We start from the raw sequence: 26,358 nt of genomic DNA on the forward strand, positions 1-26,358 counted from the left end.
AGATTGGGTGATTAATATGGCGAACAATAATATTCAAGTAAGCGTTATAATGCCAATGCACAACGTTGAAGAGTATATAAAGGATTCGATTACTTCAGTTTTGAATCAAACAATGATTCAGTTTGAACTGATTATTATTGATGATCACTCTTCAGACCAGAGCTATGGTATTGCGTCCACATATGTAGGACAGGATGAGCGAGTAGTTTTATTGAAGTTAACAGATGCATACGGAGTTTCTGCAGCGAGAAATCTTGGGTTACTTATGGCTAAAGGAAAATATATCTTCTTCCTGGATGCAGACGATTTAATCAGTCAAGATGCTTTGGGAATTTTGTTGGCTACAGCAACCAGAGAACAAGCAGATTTAATTATCGGGCATCACGAAATGTTTAATAGTAAAACGAGGGAATTAGCCTGGATTTATAAGGAATTCCCATCTCTGAATATTCCAGGAGCTAAGGACATTATTAACAATTATGATCTTGTTCAACTTCCTTACTGTTGGGGGAAATTATATAGTAGACAATTATTAAATGAAAATATTTTTTCTGAGAATGTTTCCTTTGGAGAGGACCAAATATTCACCATACATGCATATTTAAATGCAAAGAAGATTTATATGGTGGATTCTTTACTTTATCAATATAGATCCAGAGAGGGACAAATAACGAAATCTACATATATACAGCCTGAAAAATATGTAGCGGATATGATTCAGGTTTTTAATATGGTAGAGGGGCATATATACAATTGGAACGAAAATGACAGTGCCAAATCGGAATTATATGCTTATTATTTAAATAGTTATTTGTTGCGTAATTTATTTAGCGTATTGGCAAGTGGTTTGCTGAGTGATAATGTTTCCATGCAGCGTTCAGTTCTTAACCGATATAAAGAGTGGGTTCTAAATTTGAAACCCACAATTTTCAAGGAAACTCGTCAGAGCCTAGAAGATATTAATTATAGAATTGAGAAAATGATATCTATTTTCGATAACGAAATACAAAACCTATATAAAGAATTATTTGAAATTGTAAATCGGATGACGATGAGGAATGCAGTTGATCCAATTCATGATGAATTCTTTGAAATGAAAAAAAAAGCACCCCTAATCACTATTCGTACGCTTGCCTATAATGTGGAGAAGTACATCGAGGCATGTATTGAAAGTGTTTTAAACCAAAGCTTTACCAATTTTGAATGGGTCATCTTAGACAACGGTTCTACTGACCGAACTGGTGAAATAATAAAAGAGTATGCCTTAAGAGATAACAGAATTAAGGTTTACAAAAACGAAAAAAACAGTATGTTATTCAATCAGAAACATCATCCAGAATTTGTTGCTCACTTTGAACATCTACAATCCGAATATTGGTGCGTGCTAGATAGTGATGATTGTTTACATCCAGATTTCCTACAAGAGCTTTACACGGCAGCAAAAGAAAATAATGCGGATGTAGCAGTCGGGGGAACTGAAAAGTTTTATGAAGAAGATGCCCAACCTCGCGAAGTGCGAGTGTGCCCAGAATTTTATACAAATGATATAACCCGCTTAGGTGACATATTTCCATCAGTTTATTTTCTTTTTAGTGTTTATTGGGGGAAACTTATTAAGGTTTCAGTTTTATTGGAACTTCAAGAGTTTAGAAAGCAGCATTCCAGATATCTGAAGCATGCTGATGATACTATGTTTTGTTTGGATTTATTGAAATTTTCTAAGTCAGTAGTAGGAGTGAATAAAGTGCTCCACTATTATAGAATAAGACCTAATTCTTATTACCATGCTCAAATTGATAAGGACAGATATTCGGATTATGTGCGGCTTTATCAAGAAAGCAAGAAACTGTTGCAAAGCTGGAATCAGCTAAGTGAACAAAACTTCAATTTTATTATTGAAAAAATGTATTTCTCAATAATAAATTGTTTAGTGTTGATCTCGAAGTCAGAGAAAATATGTATAGAGGAAAAATTAGAGAGTATAGAACTCATTTTATCTGATGAAATCATATTTGAAGCATTTACTGAAAGGGGGATTATAGCTAATTTATTTGATGAAACACAAGTGGCTATGAATACTATATATCAAAATATGAATAGTCTTGATATTAGCAAAGCACTTACACACTATGTCTACAGACTTTTTACATCTATTAATAGGATTAATTCTTCAGATTCCAATATACAGAATGTACTTTTACTGTATTTGTCCTCAATATGTGATGAAAAAAATACAACTCGCTTTGGTTCGATGTTTTTTTATGCATTTTTTTCAGCTTGCAAAAAAGAACAATTTTCTCAATTCGAAAAAAGCGGTATTAGCTGCGAATTTATAGTCTCTGATCCTATTTTGCTGCGGGAAATAGTTAACTCCCGTTTTGACTTAGCAATAGAGATTTCTAAAAAACGGACTGATCATGTAGAGTACAAACTACTTACAAAAATTTTAGAGCAGGCATGTAGTCGAGTTAACTTTGAGACCGTAGAGAATGAAAAATATTTAGTTAGCCAATATCTTCATAGTAAAAATTTTGATGATGCGATTGATTTATTGGTGAATATACTTGAACAGTGCCCCCTTGATAAAGAGGCATTATGTTACAAGCTGCAACTACTAATTGAAGATGGAGACCTATTTACAGCGATTGAAACAGCAGAGGTTTTAAATATATTTTATCCAGATGACAATATAATTTCAGAATTAGTGGAGTATACTTTTTTAATTGCAGGGCTCAAGGATCAAAAAGAATTACAAACTTCAAAAGAATAAGCATGGGATGTGATCTATTTTATGAAAGTTGTTATTTTAGCTGGTGGTTACGGCACCAGAATAAGTGAAGAAAGCCATTTAAAACCTAAGCCTATGATTGAGATTGGTGATAAGCCAATTTTATGGCATATTATGAAAATTTACAGTCACTATGGTTACAATGATTTTGTTATTTGTCTCGGATATAAAGGTTACGTCATAAAAGAATTTTTTGCGGACTACTATCTTCATGCCTCTGATGTTACTTTTGATTTTTCAAATGAGAATCGATTAACGATCCATAATAATGTATCGGAACCATGGCGTGTGACCCTAGTAGATACCGGTAGGGATACAATGACTGGCGGAAGAATCAAGAGAATAAAGAAATATGTAGGTAATGAGCGCTTTATGCTAACTTATGGAGACGGGGTATCTAATGTGGATATTAATGCTCTAGAGAAGCATCATATGCTCAGTGGAGGATTTGTTACAATGACCGCCATTCAGCCAGGCGGGCGCTTCGGCGTACTTGATATTAATGAATTCAACGATAAAGTTCAGCAATTTGCGGAAAAGTCAAAGGAGGATGGAGGCTGGATTAATGGCGGATTTATGGTGGTTGAACCAGAAATTTTTGACTTTATTCAAGATGATAGAACGGTATTTGAAAGCAGCACCTTAACCCAGATTGCAAAGGAAGGTAGATTAGTTGCTCATAAGCATTATGGATTTTGGCAATGCATGGACACACAACGTGATAAAGGAGTATTAGAGCATCTATGGAAAAGTGAGCAAGCACCTTGGAAGCTGTGGAATTAATATAAATAAAAAATAAAGAGGTACTTATATGCACATGTCTGTAATTACTCAACAAGATATGGGATTTATTTATAATGGATTATCAGATTTTGATAAATCAAAGCTAAAAGGCAGTACGATCCTAGTTACAGGTTTTGCTGGATCTTTAGGATATTCATTACTTCATTTTTTTGCAGCCTATGGTGAGGAACTAGGGATCAGAAGGGTTTTTGGAATTGACAATTATATGTTTGGCCAACCAGAGTGGACTAAGCGGATTTCCAAGCATTCACTTTTTGATTTAAGGAAAATGGATATAACCACTTGTGATCTTGGTTTTGCAGAAAAGGCCGATGTTATTTTTCATATGGCCTCACTTGCATCACCAGTATATTATCGTCTTCATCCAATAGAAACAATTGATGCGGACGTAACTGGTCTCCGTAGACTCCTTGACTTTTATAAAAGTAAGAATATTAAAGGCTTACTTTTTTACTCAAGCAGTGAAATTTATGGAGATCCTCACTTTTCCCAAATTCCAACCCCGGAAACCTACTGGGGTAATGTTAATACCTGTGGTCCAAGAGCTTGTTACGATGAATCTAAGCGATTTGGTGAAACTTTATGTTACAATTTTTCCCGTCAGTATGGAATGCCTGTTACAGTAGTTCGCCCTTTTAATAATTACGGACCTGGAATGCGTATCAATGACCAAAGAGTGGTAGCTGATTTTGCAAAAGCAGTAATAGATAACGAAAATATTGTAATCTATTCGGATGGAAAACCAACGCGAACCTTTGATTATATCCCGGATGCAACAATTGGATATATAAAAAGTGCTGTTTTTGGGGAATTCGAAGTGTTTAATATTGGATCCGATTCTTCTGAGCTGTCTATTTTGGAACTGGCAGAACTCTATAAAAAAATTGGAAACGAGTTATTTGGTTACCAAGGTGGTATTGTATTTAGAGCTCACAAAGATAAAGAATATCTTGTTGACAATCCCAATCGGCGATGCCCTGATATAACCAAGGCACGGAATATACTGGATTATCATCCGCAAATCCATATTGAAGAAGGAATCTCGAGATATCTAAAAAATTTAAGCGAGTGTAATAGAAGAGAATATGAGTGGTAAACTATCGGATAATGACTTTGGGATGCCTATAGTTTAAGTAAAGTGGTTTGATACTCAGTTGAATCGTTAACAGGGGGGCTTGGACATGGAAAACACTTCTGAACTTGCAAAACTTAAGAGGCAATATAAAAAATATATTGAAAAACACTTACAAAATATGGAAATAGAACAAGCGCAATATTTAATAAGTGAATTCGAAAAAGTTAATAATCCAGATGTTGAGATTTTTACTTATAAAGGAATAGCTGCATACCTGCTAAATGATTACGAGAAAGCTGAATTTTTTTTCAAAGAAGGCTTGTTGGTAAACAATAGTTATCCTGATTTATTATTTAATTTAGGTATGGTAAATGAAAAACGAAGTAAGCTTAATGATGCCAATCGTTATTATAAACGTGCGTTAAAAGCTACAAAGGACGAATCTTTGATCTCATTAATAGAAGATAGAATAAATGAGATTGAGAGCGATCCCAATATTAGTCAACTAGTAAAGAAGCGTTTGTTAATTATTGATTATCAGCTCCCTAAAATAAACGAATCTGCCATTGTTATGAGAGAAAGTTTTATAAAAATTATAAAAGAACAAGGTTGGGAGCCAATTGTAGTTACAGCCCATCCAGATTTATTTGATAAGGTTGATGTCATAGCTATAGCCGAGCCTGAGTATAGTTTAATAGAGCAATCTTCCATTTTGCAAGTGCAGGCTTTATACAATAAATTGGTAAACAAAAAAGAAGTAATGAATGAATTTATGAGTGAAGTGAAAAATTTAGGGTTAGATGTAATCCAGCCAAACACTTCAGTTTTATGGGCGGTTAAAGTAATAAACGATTTAGAAAAACAGCTTGATTTATACAATGTGGATCAAGTTTATTCTTTATCGGACACGATTGCCAACCATTTGGTGGCCTTTGCGATAAAAGAAAAATACAACAAGCCATGGGTATCGGAATATAGTGATAAATACTCCTGTTATAGTGATGATCCTGGATCAGTAGCTTATAAAGTAGAATACTGTATGGAAGATAGTCTTATGAAAACAGCGAATGCTATAATTTTAAATGTAAAAGATGTTAAGCAAGAAAAGTTAAATTTGAGTGAAGATAAGGTCACTTACCTTGAATTTGCCAAGCCAACAATTGAACTTGCAGCACTGCTTAATGATACACTAAGCAACTTTGATTTACAGCAAAGTAAACCTAAAATATGTTTCTTTTATTTTAAAACTGGTGACAAATTTTTGAATGATATTATTGAATATTTCTCAAGATTTTATTCAGTGCGCAGAGTTGCGGTACAAAATAAAGAAGAAATTGAAGAAGATATGCGCTGGGCTGATATTTGCTGGTTTGAATGGTGCAATAACATTCTTGTCCATGCAACTAATCTCCCCATTGCCATGGAGAAAAAAATAATATGTAGAATTCACAGATACGAGGTCTTTACTGATATTCCAAGGAATGTTGAATGGGGGAACGTTGATAAGGCAATTGTTGTAACAGACCATTTAAAGAAACTTCTCGAATTAAAAGTTCCAAATATCGAAAATATGGTTGAGTTTACAACGATAAAAAATGGGGTTGATTTATCGAAGTTTACTTTATTACAACGTGAAAAAGGATACAATATAGCATTTGTTGGTCACATGATCCCAAGGAAAAATCCTATGATGCTTTTACAAATAGCAAAAAAATTAGTAGAAAAAGATTCACGCTACAAAGTTTTCATAGCAGGTAACTTTGAAGATGAAATGCTTGAATTATACTGGATTCATATGGTGAAAGAGCTAGAATTAGAACAAAATGTTTTCTTTGAAGGCTATCAAGTAAATATTGATGATTGGCTGGAAGATAAACAATATATCCTTTCTACAACTATGCACGAAAGTTTTGGATATGGCATTGCTGAAGCAATGGCTAGAGGTATAAAGCCAGTAATTCATAATTTTTTATACAGTAAAGAGATTTGGCCTGAGAAATATTTATTTAATACTGTTGACGAAGCTGTAGAAATTATAGAAAGCAGTGTTTACTCGTCCGAAGAGTATCGTGATTATATAACTGATAATTATTCCTTAGATAACCAACTGACACAGACTAATTTATTGTTTGAAGAGATGTCTAAGAATAGTGATGTCAAGGCTAGTTATACAATATCATACAACGGTCATATTATAAGAATGTTTTTACCCAATCCTAAAGATTACATTCAAAAGGTAATACGAAGTACGGGCAGTTTCTATGAACAATCGCTTTTAGATTTTATATATAGCAAAGGTTTAAATAATAAAGTGGTTATTGACGTGGGAGCGAATATAGGGAATCACACCTTGTTTTTTTCTTCAGTATGTCAGGCAAAAAAAGTGCATAGTTTTGAACCTTTGCTACAGTCGTTTGAAATCCTACAAAAAAACGTGGAGATTAACGGGTTGGGTGAGAGAGTTCAGGTACACAATATTGCACTTGGAAATCGAGTGACCAAAGGAAATACAGTAATTGTAGATGAAAAAAATCTAGGCATGACTCAACTAGAAGAAGATGAGCATGGATCCATACAAATAAGTACTTTAGATGAAATATTTCAGGGTAAAATTGAAAATTTAGATTTGATCAAAATAGATGTGGAGGGAATGGGGACAGAGGTCCTTTTAGGAGGACTTAAAATAATATCTCAATTTAAGCCTGATATTATAATTGAAGCGGCAACAGAGAGGGAATTGACGGAATTAAAGGATATTCTCTTTCCATTAGGGTATGAATTGAAAAATAGGTACAATGGTACTCCTACTTATTTCCTTCAATATAGAATTCCTGCATAAGTGATAATAGGGATAGGGAACTTGAATCTTTTAATGACCACTTAATAAGGACAAAATGTAAAAGGGAGTTAATCATATGAATGGGACTCAAATAAAAAGAGTTTTGTTTGTTAGCGGAGTACCTATCGATCTAGGAGGAATTGAAAAAACAACCATGGAAGTATATCGCGGAATTGACCGTGAGCAGCTTCTAATTGATTTCATTGTAAGGAAGCCTCAACAGGGGTACTTTCATGATGAAATAGAGTCTTATGGGGGGAGAATCTTTAATCTTTTTGAGGATACTCACCATAAAGGTAATAAAAAATGGAATATGTTTATGGACATATATTCTTTTTTCAGTTTTTATAAAATATTAAAAACTAAAGGCCCATATTCTGCTGTACATGTTGTTTATCCCAATCTTGATGGTTTCCTTATTATGGCTGCAAATATCGCCGGAGTCCCTGTTAGAATTGTACACAGCCGTAATACAGGATTTGATGATAAAAAGTCACCTAATATAGTCAGGCGTTGCATAAGGAATTTGGGATTATTTTTTAGTAAAAGACAAGCTACTCATATTTGGGGATGTTCTAGAGCGGCGTGTGAGTATATGTTTGGTAAAAATATAATGCTGGATAAGCGTGCAGAAATTCCCCAAAATCCTGTGAATATTAATAAATTTATGAGTAAACCTTTTAACAAAAGTGAGTCTTGCAAGCTGTTAAACATATCATCTGAAAAAATTAATTTTATCAATGTTGCGAGATATGCACCACAAAAGAATCAAAAGTTTCTAATTGATTTCTTTGCGGAAATGTTAAAACAAAATGATAGAGTGCATTTACTATTAACTGGACCTGGACCGCTGGAAAATGAAATAAAAAGTTATATAAAAAAACTTAATATTGAGAATGATGTGACCATGCTTGAGAGAAATACGTCCATACCCGTTGCACTCGCTGCTTCGGATTATTTTCTACTTCCATCTTTATATGAAGGTTTTGGTAATGCCCTAATCGAAGCACAGGCAGCCGGAATCCCTTGTTTTGTTTCTGATGTATGCCAGCCAGAGCCTAATTTGGGTTTGGTAGAATATATTCCCCTTGAAAAAGGGCCAAAATACTGGGCTGATTTCATACTTTCCCGGATCGAAAAGCCTGATGATAGAATTGTAGATATAACTCGCCTTATGGACTATGAAGTTTCCAATGTAGCTCCAAGGATGCAAAAAGTTTATTTAGAAGGCATAAAATATGAAGATGCCCGTATGAATAAGCAGTTTTAAAATACTTTTTCTAACTTTTACACAAAAGGATATGATGGAATGAACTATAAAATTACAGTGTTTGGTCTTGGTTTTGTAGGACTTACTACTGCATTAGCATTCGCCGAAAAGGGCCATAAGGTTTATGGTTTTGATGTGGATATACAAAGGACGGAAGTGATAAAAAATGGAAGTCTTCCTTTTGCGGAGCCAGGGCTTGATTCCGCACTTGTTCGTCACCTGAATAAAAATTTTGTAATCTCAAATAATGCGCAATTGTCTGTTCAAGAAAGTGATTTTGTATTTTTATGTGTTGGAACACCGTCCGGAGAAAAAGGAGAGGCTGATTTAAAGTATATTTATTCTGCAATTGACCTTTTTTCTTCCGTATTACATGATGGTAAACAACGTGTAATAGTTATTAAATCTACAATTCCTCCTTCCACCACTAAAGAGAGAATCATTCCTTATTTAGAGGAAAAAGAGCTGCAACCTGGTGTCCTTTTCAGCATTGCTAACAACCCGGAATTTTTAAGGGAAGGTAACTGTTGGGACGATATGATAAATGCAGACCGCATAGTATGTGGGATATCAGATCACAGGGGAGAAGAAATGCTTCGTTCATTATATAGTGGATTTAGCGCCCCTTTTTTCGCTGTTTCCCTGAATACGGGGGAATTTGTTAAATATTTATCAAACACACTTCTTGCAACTATGATTAGTTATGCAAATGAAATGTCAAAAATAGCAGATACTATCGAAGATATACAGGTTAAAGAAGCTTTTAAGATACTTCATCTGGATCGTCGTTGGGGAAACAGTAATATGGCATCCTATGTTTATCCTGGTGCCGGATACGGGGGATATTGTCTTCCGAAGGATACACGGGCCATGTACGCATTGGCACAATCCAAAGGCTTCGAAGCTAATATGTTAAAAAATGTAATTTCAATAAATGAAACAATGCCAAATTTCATGGCGAATAAAATAATGAGGATATCAGATAGAAAAGATAAAATAGGGATACTTGGGTTGTCATTCAAGCCTGGTTCGGATGACGTACGGGATAGTTCTTCAGCAAAAATTATAAAAATCCTTTTAAATTCTGGTTATAATCATATTTTTGCTTTTGATCCTTTGGCGAACGAGGTGTTTCAAGAAGAATATAGTTTAGATGGAATCACATATTACCAGGATAGACAAAGTATATGCGAAGCATCAGATGTTCTGGTTCTTGTCACCGCATGGGATGAGTTTGCGGGAGTAGATAAAGATTACCCTGATAAACGATTGGTTGATTGCAGATATTATTTATAAATTTTTTTAACCCATAAATGAAGAGGCTCCCTAAGGTTATACCTAGTTACTTATGAAGGAGATTAATTAATTGGCTAGAATCAGCGTTATTATGTCTACTTATAACCGAAGAGAATTTTTGTCATGTTCAATTGAAGGTATACTCTCTCAAACGTTTAAAGATTTTGAATTTATTATAGTGAATAATGGTTCTGTGGATGACAGCTTACAAATATGCTCCAAATATGCCGAAGAAGATAAAAGAATTAAATTAATAAACATACCTGAAAATCATGGAGCTCCGAGAGGTAGAAATAGAGGACTTTCGGCGGCCATGGGTGAGTTTATAACTTTTGTTGATGATGATGATCATTGTGAGCCGAAAATGCTTGAGGTACTTTGGAATTTGTCTCAAACATATAATTCCGATATCTCTTCATGTGGTAGTTGGAATAATATTGATGGTAGATTAGAGCCGTATTTTATATTTGACGAAACTCTGATTCTAGATAAGGTGCAGGGGCTTGATGAGCTTTTATTAAGAAAAAGATACAATGTAGCACCCCCAACAAAATTATTCCGTAAGAGATTATTTGAGGGGATAAGTTTTAAAGAAAAAGTGCTGGTTGATGATATTCATATTATCTACAAGGTTTTTGCAAATGCGAATCGAGTAGTTGCTAACGGTGAGCCACTGTATAGCTTTCGAAAACATGCCAACAATATGACACATTTCATTCAGACTAACAAACCTTCTCCTGAGGTGATATCTGAATACTTATCGGCATTTCGCGAACGGACAAAATATCTGTCTGAAAAAGTGAAAGATATAACACCAAGGGTGCGATATTCGGAATGGTCATATATGCTTTCCATGTGTGAAAAAATTATGGATGTTACAGAGTATGGTTATATGGAACTGTATAAATCTATGCTCAGCTCCATACAAAAAAATTATTGCGAGTTAATAAACGGACCTTTTATAACCGAGAGAGAAAAGAGGTTGCTTAAGGTCATGTTAAATTCGTAACTGTTTGTTTGATATATAGGTGAAGATATTATAAATCATATTTATGAGTGAGGGATGTTTGTGCAAAGAGCAATAATTTTTGGAACTTCTATATTGGCAAAGGTAGCATTCTCTTTATTGCAAAATCAATTTGAGATCATATATTTTTGCGATCCTGATAAAGAACTGCATGGGACAAGCTTATATGATAAGCTAATTATTTCACCTGAACATCTAGACGCTGTAAAAGGAACTGATGTTAAAGTAGTTATTGCATGTGAAAATTCAAACGAAATTGCTGAAATGTTTGAGCAGATAGGAATCAGAAATTATCATATTTTTGGGTTTCAACTATCCAATACAGGTTCTTTAAATAGCTTGAAGAGGGATCTTGGTATTAAAAAAGTGAATTTGGGTTCTTTTTTAGCAAGTTTGAATAATACTTTGCTTATCAATAATACCTTTATGGCAGGTGGATCTACTTATTTGGATTATATTTTCATTAAAAGTCTGGCAGTTAAATTCAATTTAAAGACTTATCTGGAGATAGGTACTTGGATGGGAGAAAGTATAGCTCAGATTTCTGAGGTAGTAGAGCAATGCTACAGTATTTCCCTACCTGACAATGATCCTAGTTTGGTAAGTTACTTTGAAAGTATAAACGAAAAGAACAACTTTAGTCGCTATTTCTCCAAGCAGCGAACCAATATTAAGCATTACTACGAAGATTCTAAAACTTTTGATTTTAATGAAATAACAGGAGATATTGATTTGGTATTTATCGATGGTGACCATTCCTACGATGGAGTGAGGTGCGATACAGAGAATGTTTTCAGGAGAATTGATCCTAAAAAAACAATTGTAGTTTGGCATGATTTCAAGGAGATCCGTAATAACTATATTATGACTACAGTAAATGGAGTATACGATGCTTTACCTGAGCAACTCCATAAAAATTTGTTTGCTGTTGATAATAATATGTGTGGAATATATATTCCTGATCGCTTTATAAACCAGTTTAATTTTGAGCAAAGTGCTGATGAGATATATTCTTATCAAACTTCATTGGTAAAAGTAATAAAAAATGAATTGCCAATTTCTTGAGAGGGATAGCATTCCAGTTAGTATGAAAACTAAATGAACGAATTTACACACATTTATCTTGTGATGAAGGTATGCCAGGTTGATTGTTGAAACAAGGCAATCAAACCTGATACCTTTATGTTTAGCTGCTGTTTTTGCGTGAGTCTTTTAGGTTTAGTATTGATATGCTTGGGTTTTGGTTCAATAATATCCCGATAATGTTAATATATGTTTAAATTTTGTGATTCCAAAAAACAAGGAGTGTTAAAATGTCGATTAAAGTTAGTTATGGCGACTCAACTAGAGTTTTTGTTTTTAATAATGCAGGCAAAAATGATTTTCCTTATTTTACAATCGGCATTAATAGTTATATTAATCAAATGGATATTCAAATAAATAGTGGGAATGAAAATATAAATATACATATAGGGAATTACTGTTCTATTGCTTATAATGTCACATTACTAGTAGATAGAAACCACGATTATCAATCGGTTTCTACAATCACCCTTATTGGAGATTAAAAGGAAGTTACCAAAAAAGGACCAAATAATTATTGGGCATGATGTGTGGATAGGAAATAGTGTTACAATTTTATCAGGAGTTCGCATTGGAAATGGGGCGGTAATAGGAGCAGGTACTGTTGTTACCAAAGATGTACCTGCATATGCAGTGGTTGCAGGGAATCCTATGAGGATAGTAAAATATAGATTTGATATTGCACAGATAAATAAACTGCAGAAAATCAAATGGTGGAATTGGAATAGGGAAGAAATAGAAAAAAATAAAGGCTGGTTTGCTGAAAAAATAGAAAAATTCACACATCATTTTGAAAAATCTTACGATGAAATAATTGAAAGTATCACCATGAAGAAGAAATCGAAATCAATATTGTTTATAGCTGATTTTGATGAGAAATATTCAATTTGGGAAAAGGTGTTAACAGAATATATCAGTCATTTTTCATCTGAGGATGATGTAACTCTACTTTTGAGAATTGAGACAAGTGAAAGATTTGACTTTAATATTAATGCTGTTCAAAATATAATCTCAAAAAAAATTAACCTACCAGATATTTTAATAATAAATGATATTCTTTATGAAGAAAAAAGTTTATTTGAAGAAGTTGATTATTTTATAACATCAAGGGTTCCTAAAACAATACAATATGTCGATTTCGCGGACGAGTTTAATGTCAAAATTTTATCAGGGGTAGACAGTCCGATTTTTTTAAATCTATGATTAAGTATTCCGTTCACAGAAGCCTAAACGTGTTGTTATACTGAAGATATCCATGAACATTAAGGTCGCGTGATAATCAACCTGATGACCGTTTAGACTGAAGGACTTGAAGCGTTACTAAAGTCCGCTTGAATATGCTGACTTTGTTTGGGACTAAGGGAAATATTGTATATAGAAGCATTCTGGCTCAGATCAAATCCAGTAATCCCAATTATAGATTTGATTTGTATTCGATTGATTGGAGCACGGGAACAGCAAGTTTGACGGGTTTTGGAGGAAAGGCCTCTGAATTGAAGTTTGCTACAGACTTAAAAGCAGGGGACTGGGGACTTCGTGTTACTTCCACAGGAACGGTAGGTGAAAGCTATAGTATCCACATGAATGCGGCCTCGCCAGCGGATACACCGATTAATGGTAAGACGGCCAAGCTAACATCTTACTCGAACAATTTGTTATATACGGTCATTGAGTATCCAAATGGAGATATTAAGGTGAATGGGACCCAAATTGCCAATACAACGGTGGCAAACCCGAATTTGGAATGGTCAAGAGAATTCAACTTCTCCAGTGGTGGCAGTTATTCTTCAAGAAGTCATAATGTATCAGATGTTCGGATTAAAAGTATCACTACGCCTGTGAAGTATACCTCAAATTATGCAAGCTCAGATAATGCTGTTTTGATTGTTCTAAATGCTGACACGCTTTTTACCTATTTTGAATCTGCATATAGTTCTGGCAATCCACCATATCACAGTTCCTCTTTTGTTGACACCAGTGGCAGAACTACGCCGAGACGTCTAGATATTATTGATATGGCTGGAGATCCAGACATTCTTGTGTACGATCTGGATACAAAGAAAGTAATTGATTTTGTAAGTAACTTGAATTACTACTATGCAAAAGGAATTGAGCCCCAGCCAACGGTAGTTTACTATAATTAAGTAAAAAAGAAATAAGAAAAATTTTCAATGTTTTTTCCCTAGGGGTTTCAAACATTTACAAAGAGTTTACTATACTTGTATAGTAAACTCTTTGCTTAATATACCATTTCAATCTATAAAAATAGATTGCTTTGTAAAATTGGAATAACTATGAATGAAAACATTATCAATTCCAATTGACAATGGATAACTTTGGGTGGTATAGTCGGAAATGTGGGCGAGAGCTTCACTTCATTTGATGACGAAGGGAATGTTAGTGCATGCAAGGTAAAGTAAAATGGTTTAACGCAGAAAAAGGTTATGGTTTTATTGAAACATCTGACGGCGGCGACGTATTTGTACATTTTTCCGCAATTCAAACAGAAGGCTTCAAAACACTTGAAGAAGGACAAGACGTGGAGTTCGACATTGTCGAAGGCGCACGTGGACCACAAGCCGCTAACGTAACCAAATTATAATCATCCCCGGCATAGCCGACCTACATAATTGGTAAGATGGTTAGCAATGGATAACGCGCTAGCACTGCCCTGGAATTTATTCCAGGGCTTTTTTATGTTTTCTAATTACATAAAAAAGCCCCTTACCCAGTGGTAAGGAGCTCAACACAATAGAACTTTTACTCTAGAGAACCATCAAAGTCAGCCATCTCCACAAAAATGGTATTGGAGGAGGCAGATTGATTCTCTACGCTTCCGTCTGGATAACGGAATTGATAGCGCAGAATAACTTGGGCGATCAGATACGCACGGAGCGCAGATTCGATGTCGAAAGAGAATACGATGACGGCTTTGTGGTCTGGGTCAAGCCGACCTAACGGTATATCTTGGAGCAGGTTAGGATGCGGAAGCGGCACAGAATTCACGGTGACCGTTCGCAGCAAAATGAAATCTTCGGCTGCAAATGGTGCAGTGAGCAAGAGCTCTTCCAGCGGGGTATTGCCGATGTTTTCCACATGGACGGTGAAAGACAGGGTATCTTCTTGGCCGACACGCAGAGCGCTGGAGCTAAGCGTGAGTTTAGGAATGGCTGCAATAACGGTCACGCCAACGGTGTTGGTCTGGGAGGTTTCCTGGATGGTCTCTCCTCCACTACGACGTGAGGTATATTCGATGATGGCCTGGTTGCTGAATGTTCCATCCGCAGGTGCTTCACGAATTTGCGTCTGAAGCGTAAGGGTGAGCGTCTCCCCTGGTGCAATATCCGGGAGCGTGATACCTGCGGCGGGATTAGCACCTGGCTGTGCTTTTTCTTGGATAGTTAGGCTGTTGGGTACATAAATGAGTCCATGCGGCAACGGGTCCGTGAACAACGGATATTGTGCAGAGATCCCCCCTTTGTTAGTAATCTGAATGGTGAAGGTGAGTGTGTCGCCTACAGAGGCATCTGTGGTGTTCACCTTTTTAACTAATTCGAGCAGTGGGGATACAATTGGGATCGTAACGGCTTTGGTAGTCAATGTCCCTGATACGACTCTTCCTCCAGGTAGCGTAAACGAGTAGGCAAAGGCAGCTTGATTTACGATGTAGCCAGATGGAGGCGTCTCCGATACGGTCACTTGATAAGTCAATGTCAATGACTGTCCTGGTTCCACATACCCTAGGCTAACACCGATAGTTGGATCGGCTCCCGACAGTGATTGACCGTTCAACTGTATGCTGTCAGGAATCAACAGAGTCCCGGCAGGAATGAAATTTTGCAGTGTAACTTCGGATGTTACGTTGCCGAAGTTGTTGAGCAGTACCGTATAGGTAAGACTTTCTCCTGCGATGGCCTCCGTATTTTCCGTGGAGATACTTGCGGCAAGCTGTGGATCGAAAACAGCTATAGTCACGGTATTGCTGGTAACCTCGCTAGCACCGTCACTGCCAGCATATTGAAGCCGCACGCTATTGTTTAGACGTCCTCCGAGAGGCAGAGACTGAACGTTCACGCTGTAGGATACATCAATTGTCTGTCCTGCCTGCAAGCTGCCGATAAATAATGGTTCACCCGGCTTGCTAGAAGCAGGTGGAGAACCGCTAATTCTCAAGCTACTCGGGTTTATGATGGTTCCATTCGGTACGTAATCGGCTAACACTACATCGGTAATGACCGAGCCTCCATCATTAACAAGAGTCAACTGATAAGGCACAGCATCGCCTAATGCGACAGTAGACACTGTTGTGCGTAGCACGGCTGACAAGGCTCCTTTAGCAGTAGGGGCTACTTTAACCGAGACAGAAGGTGAAGCAGTTACCAGATTCGTGCTTCGTCCGTCCGGCAGCTGGTAGGAGTAAGCCAGCGAAGCTTGATTCACCAGTGTGCCAGACTCGGAGGCACGAACGACAAGCGCGGAGAAGAGGGTAGTCGTCTTTTCTCCTGGTGCGATAGTGCCTAGGGCAATGCCTTGCCCTGGACTGACGCCATATTGAGGGATTCCATTAACCGAAACAGAGCCAGAAACAAAAGAAAGCTCCGATGGCAGTGAGTCCGTTAACAAGCCAAATGCACCGATATTCCCAGTATTTTCTGCAATGATGGAATAGGTGATGCTTTGACCTGGCTGTACGCTCTCCGTGCTGGCTATTTTCGTCAGTTTCACTACAGGCTGAAGTAAGGCAATGGTGACAGCATTGGACAAAACGGCACTCGCTTCTTCACCATTTGAGAGTAACAAGCGTGCCTGATTCGTACGTGGTCCTGGCTGTTCTGTCGCTGTGATACGGACATCAAAGGATATGACAGTCTTGGTATTCGCTTCTAACGGTGGCAAAGGTATGCCAGTGCCGGGATCGCTTTCTGTCACCGTAGATCCATTAATCTGAACTGAACCTGTAATAAACTCGATGTTCTCTGGCAAAGTATCCAGCAAACGAGCATCTTGCACGGTATTCGTATGCTCGTTGAGGATCACGAGTTCATACGTCAAGGTATCGCCAGTAGTGGCGAAAGGTGAGCTTACGCTTTTACTTAATGTGATGTCTAGCGGTGACACGGCAACCTCAACAATGTTGGATAAACGGAAACCGCCTGCCTCTCGCCCATTTGGTGCATTAAAGCGATAGTCTACCTCGGCCTGATCAACCAGCAGTACGGTTGCAGGGATGGAAGATACCAGCACTTGGAAAGTGACAGTTGCCGATTGTCCGGGTGGTATGGCTGGAGTCGGGATGCCGGAAACCGGGCTTGCACCGGGAGCTGCAATGCCATTAATCGAGACGGTGTTGGGAAGGAATACAGAGCCGTCTGGAATATTGTCGCTTACTGTAGTTGAGGCTGCAATGTTACCCGTGTTGGATACGACAATCGTATAAGTGATGATGTCTCCGACGGTGGCATTATTAGTATTGCTTGTTTTGACTGCTGTCAGAATCGGCTGGAAGACTGGAATAGTTACCACATTAGATGTTGAACTGCCAGTAAATGCCCCGCTGGTAAAGCTAACGGATGCCTGATTGGTTAATTGTGCCGATGTGGGCAAGAAATCAACTCGAGCCTGGAACGTAACGGTAGTAACAGCTCCTGGAGCGAGCGTACCGATGGCAATACCAAATCCAGGATTTCCATCAGGGAAGGAGGTTCCATTTACAGTAACACTGCCATTCACAAAGGAGCTTCCTGCTGCAATGATATCTGAAACCACTATATTATTGGCGGTACTGATTCCATTGTTGGAAACGGCCAAGGTATAGGTGATGATATCGCCGACAATGGCGTCTGTAGCTGCTGTTCCTTTGACAATGCTCACATCTGGTGAGGATACAGAGATACTAACTGTGTTGGATACCGCAGATCCGGATACTGTTCTGCCATCTGGTGGTTGGAAAGTGAATGAACCTGATGCCTGATCGACCAGTACCTGTGGATTAGGCAGAGTATTGATAACGGTTTGGAACGTTACGGATACCGTTCCGCCTGGCAGCACAGATCCAACCGGGACGCCCGTTTCGATGGACAATCCAGGTTGCGGACTGCCAGCAATGCTGACACTGTTGGCAAGGAAAGTCGATCCGGCTGGGATGTTATCGCTGATGGTAAGTGCTGCTGCAATATTGCCGCTATTTACGGCCATAATCGTGTACGTCAGTGTATCGCCGACAGAGGCGTTAAGAGTGCTGGATGCTTTAGTAATTGCAATTAGCGGTTGGAACACAGGTACGATGAGTGGATCGGAAAAGGCAGTGCCAGTGAACGTTCCGCTAGTAAACGTGACGGCTGCAATATCTGTGAGCAGGGGTGGTTGCGGCAAAGACTGGACAGTCGTTTGGAAACTGACGACGAGTGTATTTCCAGATGCGACGTTTCCAATGGCAATTCCAGCAATCGGAGAGGCATTAGGGAAGGCTACTCCGTCGATGAGGACACTGCCCGGAACGAAGGAGGTACCTGCAGGAATTGTATCGGTCACGACAGTATCTGTGACTGAATCCACACCGCTATTCGTGATGCTCAGTGTATATCTGATCGTATCTCCGACTACAGCGGCTGACAGACTGGATGTTTTCGTCACCTGAATATTAGGTGCAGACACAGCAACATTGACTGTATTGGATGTGACGGAACCACTCAGCACCCTACCATCTGGTGGTGAGTACGTAAAATTCGCTTGCCCTTGGTCGGTTAATATAGGCGGAACTGGCAGAGACGAAACGATGGTTTGGAAGCTCAATGTAATACTGCCTGAAGGGGCTAGTGATCCGAGCGTTATGCCTGTAACTGGCGAAGCTCCTGGCACCAGGATGCCGTTAACGACTACGCTGTTAGGCAGTAGCTCAGAGCCAGTAGGAATGTTATCCGAAAGCACAGGTATAACGGCAATATTTCCGGTATTGGTGAGTGTCAGGGTATAGACCAATGTTGACCCGATCTGTGTATTGACGGTATTGACGGTTTTGGTCAGGCCGATGATTGGCTGATAAACAGGCAAGGTCACCGGATCGGATTGCGAAGACGAGGTCAACGCGCCCGAAGTAAAGCTGACGGTTGCTTGATTAGTTATTTGCGGCGGCTGCGGCAGACTAACGACGGAGACCTGGAATGTAACGGCTGCCGAGCCACCTACTGCAATGGTGCCAACAGGAATACCTGAGCTTGGTGATGCAGTAGGTACAGATGTGCCATTCACGGTTACACTGCCAGAAACAAAGCTGGTGCCGGGCGGCAGCTGATCAGATACAACAGCATTGACGACTTGACTGATTCCGTTATTCGTAGCGACGACAGTATACGTAATGGTATCTCCGACTACAGCATCTGTAGCGGAGGCTGTTTTGATAACGTCCACATCTGGCGAAGAGACCGAGACGGTCACGGACGGAGATACTGCACTTCCAGTCAGGACACGACCATCTGGTGGTTGATAGCTGTAAGCTGCGGTCGCCTGATTGACCAATGTACCTGATGCGGGCAGTGAGGTAATGACTGTCTGAAAGGTCAGAGTGACGGTCGTAGCTGCACCTATGATACCTAATGGGATCCCAACACTTGGATCTGAACCAGGTGCTGCGGTGCCATTGATCACTACACTATTAGGTATAAAAGCTGCCCCTGCTGGAATGGGATCACTAAGTACGGTATCTGCACCGATGTTTCCAGAGTTCGTAACGGAGAATGTATAGGTTACAGTATCTCCAACTGTAGCTCTTCCCGCTCCCGCGCTTTTAGTTACAGTGACGATCGGTTGATACACAGGGATGGTAACGGGATTGGATACCGAAAATCCATTAAATGCACCTGAAGTAAAGCTGACGGTTGCTTCATTAGTGATGGACGCCGGTGTCGGCAGGGATTGTACGTTAAGCAAAAAGCGAATCGTGGCTCCGCCACCAGCTCCAAGCGTTCCGACAGGAATGCCATTTTGTGGGTTGGCTGTAACAACAGGAGTACCATTAATTGTAACGCTGCCCGGGACAAAGGCGGTTCCGAAAGGAATGGTGTCCGTAACGATTACGCTAGTAACCGGATCGAGTCCGTTATTGAACGCAGTTATGACATATGGGACAGAATCGCCCACGACAGCGACAGCCACCTCGGCTGCCTTTGTGACTGTTACATTCGGTGACGAGATTGGAATGGATACAGGCAGGGCTGCTCCGCTTCCAGTCAACGTTCGTCCATCTGGCAATTGGAACGTGTAGTTCACAGTGGCCTGGTTGGTCAGTATAGAGCCAGGTGGTACTGATATGACCACGGCGCTAAACGAGACGGTTACCGTCGCGCCTGGTGCGATTGAACCGATATTGATGCCTGTAATAGGGTCCGCTCCGGGAATGGGCGCACCGTTGACCAATACGCTATTTTGATTCAGGCTAAGCGAGCTGGATAACAGATCAAGCACGACCGTTTCTGCAGGCGCGTTGCCGGTATTGGTTACAGTGATGAAAAAACCTAGTGTATTCCCTACGGTAGCACGATCCGCACTGAGGGTATTGGTCACATTCAAGATCGGCTGTAATACAGGCAGGCTGACTTGATTCGAGACGGATTGACCTACAAAAGCCCCGGAATTAAAGGATACCGTTGCCTGATCTGTTGACAAACCTGATGCTGGCAAGGATGTTACTGTGGCCTGGAAGGTAACCGTTGCTGAGCTGCCAGCTGGAACAGTGCCTACGGACACACCTGTAGCAATGTTGGCTCCTGGTATAGTGATACCGTTGACTTGTACGGAGTTAGGTATAAAAGTAGTGCCATCAGCAATCGGGTCGATAAAGACCGTCCCTGTTACAGGTTCAATGCCTCCGTTTGCTGCGTTAATGGTATACGTAATGGTATCGCCGAAGGCTACAGAGGTCTGATTGACCGTTTTGGTCACGGTGACATCTGGATTGGATACAGGAATGAACACCGGATTGGATTGGACGCTTCCGTTTAATGTGCGACCGTCAGGTGGCTGGAAGGTGTATGTGGCCGAACCTTGATTTAACAGGCCCAGGCCAGTGGGGACAGCGTTAATGACCACTTGAAAGGTAAGAGAAACAGAAGCCCCTGCTGCAATGTTTCCGACTATTACCCCTGATTGGGGATTGGCTCCAGCAACAGGCAGACCGTTCACGGTGACGCTATTCGGTATAAAGGAGGAACCAGATGGAATGGCATCGGTGAAGGTGGCGGTCGCTGCTAGATTACCTGTATTTTGGGCAGTGAGTGTATAGACTACGGTGTCGCCTACCGTTGCTTGACTCGTATTTGCGGTTTTAACAAGACTGATAATAGGCTGGTAAACAGGGACGACAACGGTGTTGGAGAGTGATGTGAAGTTCAGTGTACCGCTGGTAAAAGAAACTGTAGCCTGATCACTCAGCTGAGGTGGGTCAGGCAGGCTGTTGACAGACACGGAAAAGGTAACGGTTGTTGACGCTCCAGCAGCGATGGAGCCAATTGGAATCCCCGTTAAGGGGCTGGCTGACGGCAGCGTTGTTCCATTTACGATAACGGAGCCAGGAACAAAAGAGGAGCCTGTCGGAATGGTATCGGTCACACGAACATCTGTTATGATTTCAATGCCACTATTGGTAGCTGTAATAGTATAGGTTATCGTATCACCAGGAACGGCATCAGTTGCCGAGGTGCTTTTACTGACCTGCACATTGGGTGACGATACAGGAATTGTGACAATATTGGACGAAACATTGCCGTTAACAATCCGGCCATCCGGCGGTTGAAAGGAAAAACTGATATTCGCCTGGTCGGTGAGTTGGGGAGGTAAAGGCACGGAAGTAATCACCACCTGAAAAGTTGTTTGAGTTACGGCTCCAGGTGCAATGGAGCCAATAGACAGACCTGCTTCGGGACTGGTACCAGGAATAGGAACACCGCTGACGACCACACTGTTCGGTACTAGTGCTGAGCCTGCGGGAATACTGTCTGTCAATGTGGCAGCAGCAGCTATGTTACCATGGTTGGTTACCGCCACGGAATACGTTACGATATCGCCAACTGTTGCCCGTAGGAGGTCAGCAGTTTTACTCACAGTTAGCACTGGAGCATTGACGGCTACTGTCACCGGGTTAGATACTGACACGCCTGAAAAAGCACCGCTCGTGTAGCTGACACGCGATTGATTGATGAGCTGCGGTGGACTTGGTAATGGAGAGGATACCGTTACCCTGAAGGTGATCGTAGCTCCCCCTCCAGCGGCAATGCTCCCAATTACGATACCTAAAGAAGGATCTCCACTGGCTATTGTGGAGCCATTCAGCGTTACGCTACCCGCAGTGAATTGAGAGCCGGCCGGGATAGGATCGGAAACGACCACATTGTTCACGGTCTGGATTCCGTTGTTAAGTACGGTCAGGGTGTATAATACCGAATCATCTGGAATGGCGGTGAAACGGTTTGCAGTCTTCGAAATGGACACATTCGGCGCAGACACAGGAATGGATAGCACGTTGGACGATGTGCTATCTGTTCGCACCCGCCCATCAGGCAACGTAAAGGAAATGGCGGCGGTGGCCTGGTCTGTCAGTTGAGATGGTGTTGGAAGAGAGGCTACTACGGTTTGAAATGTCAGTGTGATAGGGCTTTGCGGCGACACGGTTCCGATGAAAATGCCTGCTGCTGGACTGGCTCCAGGCTGACTAACACCATTGATTACTACGCTGTTCTCTATAAATGTGGACCCGGCAGGAATAGCATCTGTCAGCGTTACAGAAGCATTATAGTTACCGTTGTTCGCGACCAACAATGTATACAGAATTGTGTCGCCTATCGTAGCTGCTGTTGTATTTGCAGATTTGACCACACTGATACGAGGCTGATAAACCGGCACAGAGACGGTATTTGTCTGGGATGTTCCGGTAAAAGCACCGCTGGTGAAGCTGACACTGGCTGTGTTTTGCAGCGGCTGTACGGACGGAACGGCGTTGACTAGCACGGCATAGGACACCTGCACGGATGCGCCTGCGCCAATGGTACCGACTGGAATGCCACTTCTTGGATCGACTGTGCTCACAGGTGAACCACCGACGGTTACGCTTCCGGGTACAAATGACACGCTGCCGGGGAGTGGATCGGTAATCACGGTGTTTGTGATGGGGTCAATTCCGTTATTAACGGCGTTCACGCTGTAGGTCAGCGTTTCGCCAACACTAACGGATGTGAATCCCGCAGACTTGGTTACGGCTACGTTGGGAAGCGAAATCGATACGGAAACAATATTGGAAAAAAGCGAGCCCGAGAGGGTTCTTCCGTCTTGCAACTGATATGAATATTGGAGCAGGCCCTGATCGTTTAATCCACCCCCGGTTGGTAGGGAATCTACTGTCGTCTGGAATGAGGCTGTAATTTGTGCACCAGGGTTTACGGTGCCCACTGAAATTCCCGTATTAGGATTGGCGCCTGGCACTGAGGATCCGCCGACAATGACGCTTCCGGGAATAAAGGTGGAGCCTGTCGGTACAGTTTCCGTTAAGGTCGTGTTTAATACGACTGTTCCGGTATTAGCGATGAGGAATGAATAAGTAATTATTCCGCCAACGCTGGCACGGTTGGGGCTTGCGCTCTTGGTAATTGTCGGCGCCGCGATAACGACAGGTATGGTTACAAGATTGGACAAAGATGATCCGGTAAAGGCCCCAGAAGTGAAGCTGACAGTTGCACGATTGTTGATCTGTGCAGGAGAAGGCAGAGAATTAATGGCTGCCCGAAATACAACCGTAACCGATGCGCCTGGAGCTAAAGTACCGATCGGAATGCCGTTCACAGGTGTAGCAGTCGCAGAAGCAGTTCCGTTCACGGTGACGCTACCAGGTACAAAGGCAACTCCGTTTGGCAGCGGATCGGTAACGACTACATTGGTCACATTGGCGATTCCGTTGTTTGTGGCGGTTAGGGTAAACTGAACAGTCTCTCCGACTGCGGCTGCTGCCAGAGAAGAGGCCTTTGTCACGGTCACATTTGGTGAGGAGACGGGAATGGTGAGCGTGTTGGACGTCCCGCTTCCGTTCAATACACGTCCGTCAGGTGGTGTGAAGGTATACGTGTAAGCCGCCTGATCGGTCAAATTACCAGAGGCGGGAACCACATTGACCAGGGTCTGGAAGGTCACGGGTATAGTAGCACCTGTATTAATCGTTCCTACTGAAAAACCAGTAGCGGGATTGGCAGCAGGCACGGAGGAACCGCCAATGGTCACACTACCCGGTATGAAGGATGATCCGGCGGGAATGCTCTCCGAAAAGCTGAGATTTGCAGCAATGCTGCCCGTGTTGGATATCTGAAACGTGTACGTAATCGTATCTCCAACTGTAGCAGCCGTTGTATTGGCACTTTTAACAATACCGATGACAGGCTGGTAGATCGGTGTGCTCGCAGTGTTGGACGGAACGTTGCCGGAAATGACAGGTCCTCCAGGTACGGTTTGGAAGGAAAAGGATGCTGATGCTTGATTGCCCAGCTGGGTGTTTGCTGGCAATGAAGTGACGGTTGCCCGGAATGTAATGGTCACCGTGGAAGCAGGAGCTACACTACCCACTGTGATACCTGTAGTGGGATTAGCTGTTGGCTGGGCTGTGCCCGCGACAACAACACTGCCGGGTACGAAGGTAGCCCCGGCTGGTATGGTATCGGTAAGTACTGTGTTGGAAGCACTAACGAGCCCCGTATTCGAAATGTTAACCGTATAGGTCACTGTATCGCCAATAACCAAGCCCGTAGAGCTGGCCGTTTTGGTCAGAGTCACCAGCGGAGCATTGATATCAATTTGAATGGCGTTGGCATTTACAGTGTAAATATCGCCATTGGTTGTCAGCTGAAGGACACCCGTGGTCTGGCTGTTGAGTAGCGTGGAGGAAATATCGACATTGGTAATGTCCCAGCCTTGCCGTCCGCCTGTCACCTGCGTTCCAGGTGAGCCATTTACGGCATTAGTTGTTCCGAAGGTCCCGGTCGTGACCAATGTACCGTCGTCTCCATTTATTTGGGAAGCGAAAAAATTAGTTGAAAAATTATTAGGCCCAGACAGCGCAGTCAAACTGGATGTGGTAGGTCCAAACAACGCACGGTCACCAGTAATGTCCACGTCACCTTCTTGGGCGCTAATCAGCGCCCTACCGCGCAAAGTCCCCTGTACAGGCGTGGCAAAGCCACTCACTACAACGTTGACTGAGCCAGTAGCACTGCTGACCCCCTCACCGCCTACACGCAGCGACAGGTTACGGAAGGGCAGAGATGGGTTATTGTACACCACAGCGAGCGTCCAGCCGGCATGGTTGGTATTGGTGGAATCAGGAACCGTGATGGTGCCCGTCACATTTCCGACCGTGTATGCCCCTGCGCCGCCTTGAATGACCAGATTTGTGACATTCGCTGTTCTCACATAGGTACTGATACTGGTGACGTTGACTGATGTTGCAGATTCAGGGCTGACCGTGGTAGATAAAGCAGGTGTCTGAAATGTGACCGGGTTACTGGCGCTGGACAATACATTGGTGCTGCCGTTGGCATAACTTCCTCCCCAAATAAGCTCAGCATACAGCACTGTACTGCCCGCAGGGAGCACAAGGAATGCTGTCGATGAGTTACTGGTAAAGGTAGAAGTCGTGCCAAATGGATACGTGCCGAAGCGAGAGGCTGTATTGGTTGTGATGAAAGCGCCAATGCTGGTCGCTGTTCCCGGCACTCCTACCGAATTAGAACGTGCCAGCCCAAGTGTATTCCCTATAAAGGTGACAGCCCCCGTCTGGTTCGTTACGTAACGCTGAATAAAAGCCATGGATTAGCTTCCTACTTTCCATCTCTTCCAAATCTGTTATCTTGAGATCTCCGTATAGGAAGAGCCAGCTAGGCTGGGTGTAATAATCCTTTCGTATAAATTGTCTGGGTTGTAACCAGGCCTTGCATACCGCACAAGTCCATGTACCTGTCCAGCGGGAAAGGGACACCCCCTTTTTCGATAAAATCGCTTAGCATGAAGCCCAAAATAGTTGTTTGTCATGACGTCAGCGGAGCAATATTCGTATATGCACTCATTATTCACATATGTATGCAAGTCGATTTTAAACATACCTGTTTTCAAAGAATGACGTTATGGGAAGCGTTTTAGCGAAAAAAGA

General features: G+C 41.4%; 13 protein-coding genes. 12 read left to right on the forward strand and 1 reads right to left on the reverse strand.

The window, feature by feature from the left end; all coding sequences use genetic code 11:
* Window positions 1-16 precede the first annotated feature (16 nt).
* From JOD82_RS05220 to JOD82_RS05275, 12 genes are all read left to right on the forward strand, one after another.
* Window positions 17-2,770 carry a glycosyltransferase family 2 protein gene (locus JOD82_RS05220; protein WP_209947848.1) on the forward strand — a complete coding sequence of 918 codons (2,754 nt, stop codon included), beginning with the start codon at window positions 17-19 and terminating at the stop codon, window positions 2,768-2,770.
* 21 nt (window positions 2,771-2,791) lie between these two features.
* Window positions 2,792-3,571: a glucose-1-phosphate cytidylyltransferase gene (gene rfbF / locus JOD82_RS05225; protein WP_209947850.1), complete on the forward strand. Its 780-nt coding sequence runs from the start codon at window positions 2,792-2,794 to the stop codon at window positions 3,569-3,571.
* Window positions 3,572-3,599: 28 nt separating this feature from the next.
* On the forward strand, window positions 3,600-4,688 hold the full coding sequence (locus JOD82_RS05230) for an NAD-dependent epimerase/dehydratase family protein (RefSeq protein ID WP_209947852.1): 1,089 nt from the start codon (window positions 3,600-3,602) through the stop codon (window positions 4,686-4,688).
* Window positions 4,689-4,773: 85 nt separating this feature from the next.
* Window positions 4,774-7,506, forward strand: a complete 2,733-nt coding sequence (locus JOD82_RS05235; protein ID WP_209947854.1) for an FkbM family methyltransferase — start codon at window positions 4,774-4,776, stop codon at window positions 7,504-7,506.
* Between the two features lie 76 nt (window positions 7,507-7,582).
* Complete coding sequence (locus JOD82_RS05240) at window positions 7,583-8,776, forward strand: glycosyltransferase (RefSeq protein WP_209947856.1); 1,194 nt, start codon at window positions 7,583-7,585, stop codon at window positions 8,774-8,776.
* Between the two features lie 39 nt (window positions 8,777-8,815).
* Window positions 8,816-10,072 (forward strand): UDP-glucose dehydrogenase family protein, encoded by a 1,257-nt coding sequence (locus tag JOD82_RS05245; protein WP_209947858.1) that lies wholly within the window; start codon window positions 8,816-8,818, stop codon window positions 10,070-10,072.
* Between the two features lie 70 nt (window positions 10,073-10,142).
* Window positions 10,143-11,081 carry a glycosyltransferase family 2 protein gene (locus JOD82_RS05250; protein WP_209947860.1) on the forward strand — a complete coding sequence of 313 codons (939 nt, stop codon included), beginning with the start codon at window positions 10,143-10,145 and terminating at the stop codon, window positions 11,079-11,081.
* A 60-nt stretch (window positions 11,082-11,141) separates the two neighbouring features.
* The gene (locus JOD82_RS29590; RefSeq protein WP_209947862.1) at window positions 11,142-12,164 is read left to right on the forward strand and encodes a class I SAM-dependent methyltransferase; all 1,023 of its coding nucleotides are present in this window, start codon (window positions 11,142-11,144) and stop codon (window positions 12,162-12,164) included.
* A 248-nt stretch (window positions 12,165-12,412) separates the two neighbouring features.
* A complete protein-coding gene (locus JOD82_RS05260) occupies window positions 12,413-12,667 on the forward strand; it encodes an LbetaH domain-containing protein (RefSeq protein ID WP_209947864.1) in 255 nt (84 codons plus the stop codon).
* Window positions 12,657-13,385 (forward strand): CatB-related O-acetyltransferase, encoded by a 729-nt coding sequence (locus JOD82_RS29715; protein ID WP_397376021.1) that lies wholly within the window; start codon window positions 12,657-12,659, stop codon window positions 13,383-13,385. The genes JOD82_RS05260 and JOD82_RS29715 overlap by 11 nt, the downstream gene beginning before the upstream one ends.
* Window positions 13,386-13,675: 290 nt before the next feature.
* Window positions 13,676-14,326: a hypothetical protein gene (locus JOD82_RS05270; protein WP_245248905.1), complete on the forward strand. Its 651-nt coding sequence runs from the start codon at window positions 13,676-13,678 to the stop codon at window positions 14,324-14,326.
* 260 nt (window positions 14,327-14,586) lie between these two features.
* A complete protein-coding gene (locus tag JOD82_RS05275; protein WP_013312263.1) occupies window positions 14,587-14,784 on the forward strand; it encodes a cold shock domain-containing protein in 198 nt (65 codons plus the stop codon).
* A 158-nt stretch (window positions 14,785-14,942) separates the two neighbouring features.
* Here JOD82_RS05275 and JOD82_RS05280 read toward each other — a convergent pair whose 3' ends face one another.
* Window positions 14,943-26,018: a DUF7507 domain-containing protein gene (locus JOD82_RS05280; protein ID WP_209947866.1), complete on the reverse strand. Its 11,076-nt coding sequence runs from the start codon at window positions 26,016-26,018 to the stop codon at window positions 14,943-14,945.
* Window positions 26,019-26,358: the final 340 nt, after the last annotated feature.

Origin of the sequence: Paenibacillus sp. 1182, from assembly GCF_017833915.1 — a bacterium.
GTDB lineage: Bacteria > Bacillota > Bacilli > Paenibacillales > Paenibacillaceae > Paenibacillus > Paenibacillus polymyxa_D.